Raw genomic sequence first — 9,817 nt, forward strand, 5'->3', positions numbered from 1 at the left:
CGTGCACAGGTTTAAGATGATGATGGATTCATTTTTGTTAGTAAATCGAAATCATGCAGCCAAGTTTAAACAAGGACTTGTCTCCCTATTTAAAATTGGAATGCGATGATGGCCTTTGGAAAAATCAATTGTCGGGAAAAACAGAATTTTTTTCTGTCAGTTTAAGCCCCAAGGCAAGAATGATTTTTCTTTTGGTATCCATGCGACAAGGGAGCCCCGATTCAACCCGATCAATGGTTAAAGGGGAAAGGCTGGCTTTGCGGCCTAGTTCCGCTTTACTGATAAGAAGGTCTTCACGGATTTTGCGCACATTGTTTTGTATTTTTTCAAAGCTCATAAAAGTAAAAAGACAAAAGTGTCTAATTTGTTCAAAATGTAAAAGAATCAATAGTTAAGGTCAAGTAATTTGTGTTAATTTAAACCGAAGTTAAGCCTAATTATATTAAATTATATATAATTATATGTTTTTTTGAGGACCTTTAAATTTACTTTAGTGAATAAGCAGGGAAAGGTACCATTCCATGATTTCGCGGCCGTAGAAAAAATAAAGGGCGGCGGCGGCAGCCAAGAAGGGACCATAGGGAATGATAAGGGGTTCATCTGATTTGTTACGTGAAATAAGGATATATAAGATGGCATAAACAATGGCCAATAAGGAACTCATCAAAAAGACAAAGAGCACGGCTCTCCAACCCAAAAAAGCCCCGATCATGGCGGCTAGTTTGACATCCCCCCCACCCATGCCTTCGCGTTTCCGGATCCATGAATAAGCCTGGCCGATGACGAGCAAGCTTCCCCCTCCGGCCAAGATACCTACCAAAGAAAATGTAAGGGCTTGTTCCCATGCCGGTCCCATAAAAAAGAGGGTGACCAAAATGCCGACGGGAATGCCAGGAAGTGAAATGACATCGGGGATGATTTTGTGCTCAAAATCGATAAAGGAAATGGCGATGAGGGGGGCGATGAACAATAAAAACCAGATAAGATAAGTTTTAAAATCATAGCCCACGCGAATAAAAACCATCAGCGCCAAAAAGGCCGTGACAGCTTCGACCATGGGATATCGAAAACTGATTTTTGCTTTGCAATGATGGCAGTGCCCACCCAAAAATAGAAAGCTCATGACAGGGATATTTTCATACCAATTAATTTGATGCCGACAACTTGTGCAGAAAGACCTGCCCCCAACTCCCATGTTTCGCGGAAGACGGAAAATAACGACGTTTAAAAATGAGCCGATGATAAGGCCCAAGAGCAATACCTGAAGAATAAAAAACCACTGGGGAATCATGAATGAAACGGATGTTCTCATTAAAGTGGGTAGGCGCCAAGGGATTTTTGCACATCATTTGACATCATTTTAATCTATGTGTTACATCCGGCCTTCATGATTACCCTTAAAGAAGTCGAAAAAATAGCCCATCTTTCAAAGCTTTCATTATCGGAAAGTGAAAAACAAAAATTTGTTGTCGAGTTGGGGAATATTTTGGGATTTGTTGAAAAATTAGATCAACTCGATCTCAAAAATGTGGCGGCCACTTCCCATGCCGTGGAGGTGACCAATGTTTTTCGTGAGGATAAAATTGTAAATACAAATGTAAAAGAGAAGGCGCTGGCGATGGCCCCTGAAGCCGAGGGAGATTTTTTTAGGGTTCCTAAAGTCTTATGATGGAAAAAGAATTACTTCAAAAATCAATCCATGAAATTGCTCCCAAGTTAAAAAATAGGGAAATTTCGGCGCATGAGTTGGCTCGCTTTCAAATTGAACGCATTGAAAGTCTTGATTCCAAGCTTGGAGCTTATCTTCACATCTGCAAGGAAAAAGCCTTAACACAGGCTAAAGCAATCGATGAAAAAATTGCGAAGGGAAATTATACCGGTCCTCTGATGGGCATCCCCTTGGGGCCCAAGGATATTTATTTAACAGAAGGAATCCCTACCACCTGCGCTTCCAAAATCTTGGAGGGTTATGTTCCTCCCTATAACAGTACGGTCATCCAAAAACTTCTTGAGAGTGGCATGGTGATTGTCGGAAAAATCAACATGGATGAGTTTGCCATGGGTTCTTCCAATGAAAATTCAGCTTACAAACAAGTCAAAAATCCATGGAATCTAGACTGTGTGCCCGGTGGTTCTTCCGGTGGGTCGGCAGCGGCGGTGAGTGCTGATTTGTGTTTTGCTTCTCTTGGAACTGATACGGGGGGCTCCATTCGCCAACCGGCTTCGCTTTGTAGCATTGTCGGGTTAAAGCCCACTTATGGACGCGTGAGTCGTTATGGCGTGATTGCCTTTGCCAGTTCGCTCGATCAAATGGGCCCCATGACCAAAGACGTTGAAGACTGCGCTCTTTTGATGAACGCCATTGCAGGGTACGATGCCCGCGATTCAACATCCATTGATATGTCCATTCCCGATTACACTTCTTTTTTACGAAAGCCCGTGAAGGGGTTAAAGATAGGAATGCCCCGCGAATATTTTGCTGAAGGGATCCATCCTTCCGTGCGTGATGCGGTTCAAAAAGCAGTGGCCAGCCTTGAAAAAATGGGGGCGATTGTTTCGGAAGTAAGCCTTCCCAATACTGAATATGCTTGCGCTGTCTATTATATTTTGGCCCCTGCGGAGGCTTCTTCCAATCTGGCGCGCTTTGATGGGGTTCGTTATGGGTTACGGGCAAAAGCCACCACCCTTCATGAATTATACGAAAACACAAAGACCCAAGGCTTTGGCCCCGAGGTCAAGCGGCGCATCATGCTTGGCACTTATGTTCTCTCGGCTGGTTATTACGATGCTTATTATTTAAAGGCCCAAAAAGCGCGGACCCTCATTCGTAATGATTTTTTGGAGGTGTTTAAGAAAGTGGATGTTTTGGCCACTCCCACGGCTCCCACCACGGCTTTCAAGCTGGGGGAAAAAACGTCGGATCCTGTTTGTATGTATCTTTCAGATATCTGCACCATTCCTGTAAACCTGGCGGGGTTACCAGGGATGAGCCTTCCCTGTGGTTTTGACGACAAAAATCTTCCCATCGGCTTGCAACTTATCGGAAAGCCCTTTGACGAAGGCACTCTCTTTACTGTTGCCCATGCCTACGAGCAGGCCCATAGCTGGCATTTGAAAAAACCTTCCTTGTAACTTCCTCATTGCAAGACACCCTGGATTATTGATAATAGCAATCTTTCCTAAAGGAAATTCTTATGCCCGTACAAGATTATTTGAATAATATTAAAAAAAATATCCGTGAAATCACGGTGGAAGATGTCAAAAAGAAAATCGACCAAAAGGCGGATTTTCTTTTGATTGATGTCCGTGAAAAAGAAGAAATCGTGGGGGGATTACTTCCCAAGGCCCAAGCCATTGTTCGCGGTTTTTTGGAACTTAAAATCGAAAGTGCCGAACCCAATAAAAATAAAGATATCGTGCTCTATTGCGCCGGAGGTAACCGTTCAGCCCTGGCGGCCAAGGCCTTAAATGAATTGGGTTACAAAAATGTTTCCTCCATGAAGGGAGGCTATTCAGCCTGGCAACATGCAGGGTTCCCCATTGAGCAACAAAAATCAATGTCGGCAGAAAAACTGGCACGCTATGCCCGCCACCTTTCGATGCCCGAGGTTGGGGAAGCCGGGCAGATGAAGCTTTTGGAATCCAAGGTCATGCTTATTGGTGCGGGGGGGTTGGGATCTCCGGCCGGTCTTTATTTAGCTGCCGCAGGTGTCGGCACTATTGGTATTATTGATAACGATGTCGTTGACCAATCCAATCTCCAAAGACAAATTTTGCATGACCAATCATGGGAAGGGCTTCCCAAGGTTGATTCCGCGGTGCATCGCTTGAAGGGCATCAATTCGGACATCAAGGTAAAACCCTACAAAATGCGCTTGGATCGCACCAATGCGATGGAAATTTTCAAGGACTACGATATCATCGTGAATGGTTGTGATAATTTTGCCACGCGTTATTTAATCAACGATGCCTGTGTCTTTTTAAAGAAGCCTTTGGTAGATGGTTCCATTTTCCGGTTTGAAGGGCAGATAACGGTTTTTGATCCGGCTCAAAAAGGGCCCTGCTATCGTTGCTTGTATCCTTTGCCCCCTCCGCCGGAAATGGCTCCTAGTTGTCAGGAAGCCGGTGTGTTTGGTGTGCTTCCCGGTATTATCGGCTGTTTGCAAGGGGTGGAAGTAATCAAGATTTTATTGGGAATTGGAGAGCCTCTTATCGGTAAACTTATTTTGTATGATGCCCTCAAACAAAAATTCCGTGAGCTTAAAATAAGGCGCGACCCGCAATGCCCTGTTTGTGGCGATAAACCGACTATTAAAGAGTTGATCGACTACGAGTGGTTTTGTTCCACGGCGAATAAACATTGATTATTTTAACGCCCCCCAACCCCCTCTTAAAATAAGAGGGGGCGAGGGGGAGTTATTCATATGAAACAACGAAAATCCACCCTCAAACGAAAAACCAAGGAAACGGACATCAGTTTATCCTTAAACATTGATGGAAACGGAAATTATTCCATCAAAACACCCATTCCTTTTTTTACACACATGCTGGAGGCGTTTGCGCGCCACGGTTTGTTTGATCTAACCATAAAAGCCACCGGAGATATTGAGGTGGATGATCACCATTTAGTTGAAGATGTGGGCCTGGTGTTGGGAGAAGCTTTTAAAAAAGCTTTAGGCGACAAAAAGGGAATCCGTCGTTATGGGCATTTTATGCTTCCCATGGATGAGGTGCTGACAACGGCAGCGGTTGATTTTTCGGGTAGGCCTTGTCTGGTTTATCAGCCCGCCATAAAATCCGGACGCATTAAAAATTTTGATACAGATCTTGTGCATGAATTTTTTCAGGCTTTTGTGAATACGGCCCACATCAATTTGCACATTCACGTCCTAAAGACAGGCAATCGTCATCATGTGGTCGAATCCATTTTTAAGGCCACAACACGAGCCTTGGATATGGCGACACAATTGGATGCACGTATCAAAACAATTCCTTCCACGAAGGGGAAATTATAGGTGAAGAGCCAACAGTGATCGCCATTATCAACTACGACATGGGTAATTTGAAAAGTGTCTCCAAGGCCTTGGAAAAGGTGGGGGCCAAGGTCGTTGTTACCCGTGACATAAAACAAATCAAAAAAGCTTCCAAAATCGTCCTGCCAGGGGTGGGTGCCTATACGCGCTGCATGGAAAACCTGACCCGGTATGGTTTGGTTGATGTCATCAAAGAAGAAATTAAATCCGGAAAATGGTTTTTGGGTATTTGTCTGGGGCTTCAATTATTATTTGAAGAGAGTGAAGAATTTGGCCCCACAAAGGGATTGGGTCTTCTCAAAGGATCGGTGAAACGTTTTCCCGTAGGGGCGCCGCTTGCTGCGCCCTTAGGAGTGCCCCATATAAGGGCGCAGCAAGCAGCGCCCCTACCAAAAATCCCCATGATCGGTTGGAACCAAATCAAAAAAACACGCGCCGATTTGAAATTGTTTCGTGATGTGCCGGATGAAACTTATTTTTATTTTGTTCATTCTTATTTTGTTTCTCCAAAAGATAAGGATGTTGTCGCCACCACCACCGATTACGAAGGTTCTTTTTGTTCCAGTGTTCAAAAAGATCATGTTTTAGCTTGTCAGTTTCACCCTGAAAAAAGCCAGAAATGGGGTTTGAAGGTGTTGGAGAATTTTGTGGGATTGTAGGGGCGCGGCAAGCGGCGCCCGTACGGAATCATATATGATCGAAAAAATAATTTCAGTTTTAGCCACTTTCATTATCGCAGTCATTTCGGGGATGGGGTACTGGGGAATTTTTCTTTCCATGGCCATTGAATCGGCCTGCATTCCCTTACCCAGTGAAATCATCATGCCGTTTTCGGGATATCTTGTGAGTATAGGGCAGTTTACTTTGCATGGAGTGGCCTTTGCAGGGGCTCTTGGGTGTGTGTTTGGTTCGATCGTTGCTTATTATGCAGGGTTGTGGCTTGGGCGTGACTTCCTGATGAAGTATGGGAAATATATTCTTGTCTCACCGCGGGATATCCAATGGGCGGATTGCTGGTTTTTGAAATATGGGGGCTGGGCCATTTTCTTTTCGAGATTGTTACCGGTCATTCGTACTTTTATTTCGTTCCCTGCAGGCGTTGTCCGCATGAAAATGGTTCCCTTTGTGGTTTATACTTTTATAGGCTCTTACCCTTGGTGTTACGGGTTGGCCTGGGTCGGAAAAAAAATGGGGGACAATTGGAATACCCTTGGGCCTTATTTTCACAAATTTGATTTTGTGATTGGAATCCTCCTTTTAATAGGGGTTGGTTTCTGGGTGAAACATCATTTAATGGGTAGGGACCCCGCGATGCGGGGTCCCTACAGATAATGCAAATTCTTCCGGCGATTGACCTAAAAGACCATAAAGTGGTGCGGCTTTCCCAGGGGAAAATGGGGACGGCTAAAATTTATTCAGAGGATATTCTCCTTGTGGCTAAACGCTGGGTTGATGCAGGAGCCACGCGCCTTCATCTGGTTGATTTAAATGGGGCCTTTGAGGGGAAACCCGTCCATTTTGACGAGGTAAAAAAGCTTTTACACAGTTTTCCTTCCGTCCAATTTGAAATCGGGGGCGGAATTCGTTCCATTGAAACCATCAAAAAATATTTTCAGACCGGAGTTCATTTTTGCATTTTGGGAACGGTGGCTCTTAAAAATCCGGAATTGCTCAAAGAAGCCGTTTCTCTTTTCCCTTCAAAAATCATTTTGGGTGTGGATGCCAAGGCAGGGATGGTGGCTACGGAAGGTTGGGATGAGGTAAGCCGGCTTAAAGCGACAAGCCTGGCAAAAAAATGTGAATCCCTTTCCCTGGAATCGATCATTTTTACCGATGTGGCCAAAGATGGGATGATGCAAGGCATGAGTTTGAATAGTATTGAAGAAATGGCCAAAGCATCGGCTATCCCCATTATTGCTTCAGGGGGTTTTACTTCCTTGGAGGATATAAAGGCGCTAAAAAAAATCAAAAATGTGAAAGGTGTCATTGCCGGCAAGGCCCTGTATGAGGGATTGGTGGATTTGAAAGAGGCGATTGCATTGTCTGCGTAGGGGTGCAATTTCAGCCGGAGGCTGATCCACCTCTGGAGGACATTGCGCCCCCACAATATATGCTCACAAAACGAATCATTCCCTGTTTGGATGTCAAAGACGGCCGTGTGGTCAAGGGGATTAATTTTGTGGGCTTGCGCGATGCCGGGGATCCTGTTGAAATTGCCAAGCGCTATGACGATGAAGGCGCCGATGAGCTTACTTTTTTGGATATTACGGCCTCTCATGAAGAACGAGACATCCTCTTAGACATTGTTGAAAAAACAGCCTCCCAGGTTTTTATGCCCCTGACTGTGGGGGGTGGGGTGCGAAACCTCGAAGATATCCGGCGTTTGCTTAGTGCCGGTGCCGATAAGGTGTCCATTAATACGGCGGCCGTCAATCAGCCCGAATTTGTGCGTGAAGCGGCGGGTGAGTTTGGAAGTCAATGCATTGTTGTGGCCATTGATGCGAAGCGTGTTCACCCTCTCCCTGACCCTCCCCCCTCAAGGGGGAGGGGATTATCCCCCCTCCCTCGAGGGGAGGGGATGGGGGGGAGGGTGCGATTTGAAGTTTTCACCCACGGCGGTCGCAAAGCTACAGGTCTTGATGCTATCGAGTGGGCCAAGAAAATGGAAAGTTTCGGCGCTGGAGAAATTTTGCTGACCAGCATGGATCGGGATGGCACCAAAATCGGCTATGATCTGGAATTAACCAAGGCCCTTGTTGATGCAACCACTATTCCTGTGATTGCCTCCGGAGGAGTAGGGACCTTGGAACATCTCTATGAAGGCTTGGTTGTGGCAAAAGCGGAAGCTGTTTTGGCCGCCTCCATTTTTCATATGCAGGAATACACCATTGCAGAAGCAAAAAAATACTTGGCGGGGAAAGGGGTACAAGTTAGAAGGTGAGTTATGAGTTAGGAGTTATGAGATTTAAGATTTTTCTCATAACTCATAACTCATAACTAAAAATGTTTTCAATCGATCAATTAAAATTCGACGCCAACGGCCTTATTCCTGCCGTGATTCAGGATGTTGCAAACAACGAAATCCTGATGGTGGGCTACATGAATAAAGAAGCCGTGCAAAAAACCATCGAAGGGCCCCATGTCACTTTTTATTCACGTTCGCGCAATAAAATGTGGATCAAGGGAGAGTCTTCAGGGCACACACAGCAAGTGAAGGAAATTTATTTTGACTGTGATGCCGATTGCCTGCTGATCAAAGTCATTCAGAAAGTGGCGGCCTGCCATGTGGGGTACCGCACCTGTTTTTTTCGAAAGATTGAAAAGGACAAAGTGATCACCGTGGGTGAAAAGATTTTTGAGGAAGAGAAGGTTTATAAAAAATAACGTAGGGGCGAACCTTGTGTTCGCCCATTATTGTGCAAATATTTTTGGGCGAACACAAGGTTCGCCCGTACAAAATCCATGGATTGTCTTTTCTGCAAAATAGCCAAAAAAGAAATTTCCAGCCAGGTGGTGTATGAAGATAAAGATGTCCTGGCTTTTAAAGACATACATCCCCAGGTCCCCGTTCATATTCTTGTCATTCCCAAAAAACATTTTGGAACTCTCAACGACCTTTCAGACATCTCTATCATGAATCCCGTTTTTTCCGCTGTGCAAAAAATTGTGAAGGAGCAGGGGATTGACCAAAAAGGGTATCGCACTGTGATCAATTGCAACAAAGATGGAGGGCAGACGGTCTATCATCTTCATTTGCATATTTTGGGGGGACGGCAGTTGGGCGGGGGAATGGCTGGTTTATAATTCTGGCTCAGGAGTATTTCGTTGACTCTTCTTTCTAATTAAGAGATTTAAGCGCAAAAATAATGGAAGCAGAAAAAAAGAATAACGATTGGTGCACCGCCAAGGCCCTTGAATATTACAATATTGAAAACTGGGGGGCCGGTTATTTTGGTGTCAACGACAAGGGACATTTGTGTGTTTTTCCTTATGGTCAAACAGGGCCAAGCATCGACATGTGCGATGTGATCGACGAGATCGGGGATAAAAAACTGGCTCTCCCCTGTGTGGTGCGCTTTCAGGACATTTTACGTTCGCGTGTCATCACCTTGAACAAATCATTCGAAAAACATATCCAGGAAAATAACTATCGTGGAAAATATTTTGGTGTGTACCCCATCAAGGTAAACCAGATGCGCGAAGTGGTGGAGGAAATTCTGGATGCGGGGGCTCCCTACCATCATGGGTTGGAAGCAGGCAGCAAGGGGGAGTTGTTGTCAGTGCTGGCCTACAATACCGATACGGAAGCCTTGACGATATGCAATGGTTATAAAGATGAAGAGTTCATGCGGCTGGCCATGTTGGGCCGCAAGCTTGACCGCAAGGTGATTGTTGTCATCGAAAAACTTTCCGAGCTTTCCCTTCTGTTGAAAATTGCGGAGGAAATGCAGGTGGAGCCCATCATCGGGTTGCGGGCGAAACTTTCAACTCAAGGTGCCGGTAAATGGGTGTCAAGCAGTGGTGATTTTGCCAAGTTTGGTTTGACCACTCCTGAAATGATTCAGGCTGTTGAAATTTTAAAACAGGCCGGGAAAACCCACTTCCTCAAATTGTTTCATTTCCATGCGGGGAGCCAACTCACCAATATTTCCACCATTAAAGAAGCGGTCAATGAAGGAGCGCGCATGTATGCCAAGCTTCGGAAGATGGGGCTTTGCATTGAATATTTTGATGTGGGTGGCGGGTTGGGTGTTGATTATGAAGGGGGCAATTCAACCTCGCAC

12 protein-coding genes and 1 pseudogene (1 of these 13 only partly in view) are annotated in these 9,817 nt (G+C 45.1%); 11 read left to right on the top strand and 2 right to left on the bottom strand.

Annotated features, from left to right (window positions below; genetic code table 11):
• Nucleotides 1-124: 124 nt before the first annotated feature.
• On the bottom strand, nt 125-337 hold the full coding sequence (locus A2048_09615; protein OGP10000.1) for a transcriptional regulator: 213 nt from the start codon (nt 335-337) through the stop codon (nt 125-127).
• 153 nt (nt 338-490) lie between these two features.
• On the bottom strand, nt 491-1,291 hold the full coding sequence (locus A2048_09620) for a hypothetical protein (protein ID OGP10001.1): 801 nt from the start codon (nt 1,289-1,291) through the stop codon (nt 491-493).
• A 96-nt stretch (nt 1,292-1,387) separates the two neighbouring features.
• On the opposite strand from A2048_09620, the gene A2048_09625 reads away from it, so the two are divergent.
• The 11 genes and pseudogenes from A2048_09625 to A2048_09675 form a co-directional block, all read left to right on the top strand.
• Complete coding sequence (locus A2048_09625) at nt 1,388-1,669, top strand: asparaginyl/glutamyl-tRNA amidotransferase subunit C (protein OGP10011.1); 282 nt, start codon at nt 1,388-1,390, stop codon at nt 1,667-1,669.
• Nucleotides 1,669-3,132: an aspartyl/glutamyl-tRNA amidotransferase subunit A gene (gene gatA, locus A2048_09630; GenBank protein ID OGP10012.1), complete on the top strand. Its 1,464-nt coding sequence runs from the start codon at nt 1,669-1,671 to the stop codon at nt 3,130-3,132. The genes A2048_09625 and gatA overlap by 1 nt, the downstream gene beginning before the upstream one ends.
• A 62-nt stretch (nt 3,133-3,194) precedes the next feature.
• Nucleotides 3,195-4,364 (top strand): molybdopterin biosynthesis protein MoeB, encoded by a 1,170-nt coding sequence (locus tag A2048_09635; GenBank protein OGP10002.1) that lies wholly within the window; start codon nt 3,195-3,197, stop codon nt 4,362-4,364.
• 60 nt (nt 4,365-4,424) lie between these two features.
• A complete protein-coding gene (gene hisB, locus A2048_09640) occupies nt 4,425-5,015 on the top strand; it encodes an imidazoleglycerol-phosphate dehydratase (protein OGP10003.1) in 591 nt (196 codons plus the stop codon).
• Between the two features lie 14 nt (nt 5,016-5,029).
• The gene (locus A2048_09645) at nt 5,030-5,692 is read left to right on the top strand and encodes an imidazole glycerol phosphate synthase, glutamine amidotransferase subunit (GenBank protein ID OGP10004.1); all 663 of its coding nucleotides are present in this window, start codon (nt 5,030-5,032) and stop codon (nt 5,690-5,692) included.
• A gap of 34 nt (nt 5,693-5,726) precedes the next feature.
• Nucleotides 5,727-6,365, top strand: a complete 639-nt coding sequence (locus A2048_09650; GenBank protein OGP10005.1) for an alkaline phosphatase — start codon at nt 5,727-5,729, stop codon at nt 6,363-6,365.
• Nucleotides 6,365-7,084: a 1-(5-phosphoribosyl)-5-[(5-phosphoribosylamino)methylideneamino]imidazole-4-carboxamide isomerase gene (locus A2048_09655; protein OGP10006.1), complete on the top strand. Its 720-nt coding sequence runs from the start codon at nt 6,365-6,367 to the stop codon at nt 7,082-7,084. The genes A2048_09650 and A2048_09655 overlap by 1 nt, the downstream gene beginning before the upstream one ends.
• 59 nt (nt 7,085-7,143) lie before the next feature.
• Nucleotides 7,144-7,974, top strand: coding sequence for an imidazole glycerol phosphate synthase subunit HisF (locus A2048_09660; protein OGP10013.1), 831 nt, complete (start codon nt 7,144-7,146; stop codon nt 7,972-7,974).
• A 62-nt stretch (nt 7,975-8,036) separates the two neighbouring features.
• On the top strand, nt 8,037-8,417 hold the full coding sequence (locus A2048_09665) for a phosphoribosyl-AMP cyclohydrolase (protein ID OGP10007.1): 381 nt from the start codon (nt 8,037-8,039) through the stop codon (nt 8,415-8,417).
• Between the two features lie 78 nt (nt 8,418-8,495).
• Nucleotides 8,496-8,837: a histidine triad nucleotide-binding protein gene (locus A2048_09670; GenBank protein ID OGP10014.1), complete on the top strand. Its 342-nt coding sequence runs from the start codon at nt 8,496-8,498 to the stop codon at nt 8,835-8,837.
• 62 nt (nt 8,838-8,899) lie between these two features.
• Nucleotides 8,900-9,817 (top strand): annotated as a pseudogene (locus A2048_09675) (arginine decarboxylase) (it continues 886 nt past the right edge of the window).

It is taken from the genome of Deltaproteobacteria bacterium GWA2_45_12, assembly GCA_001797365.1.
Classification (GTDB): Bacteria; UBA10199; UBA10199; order UBA10199; family UBA10199; genus UBA10199.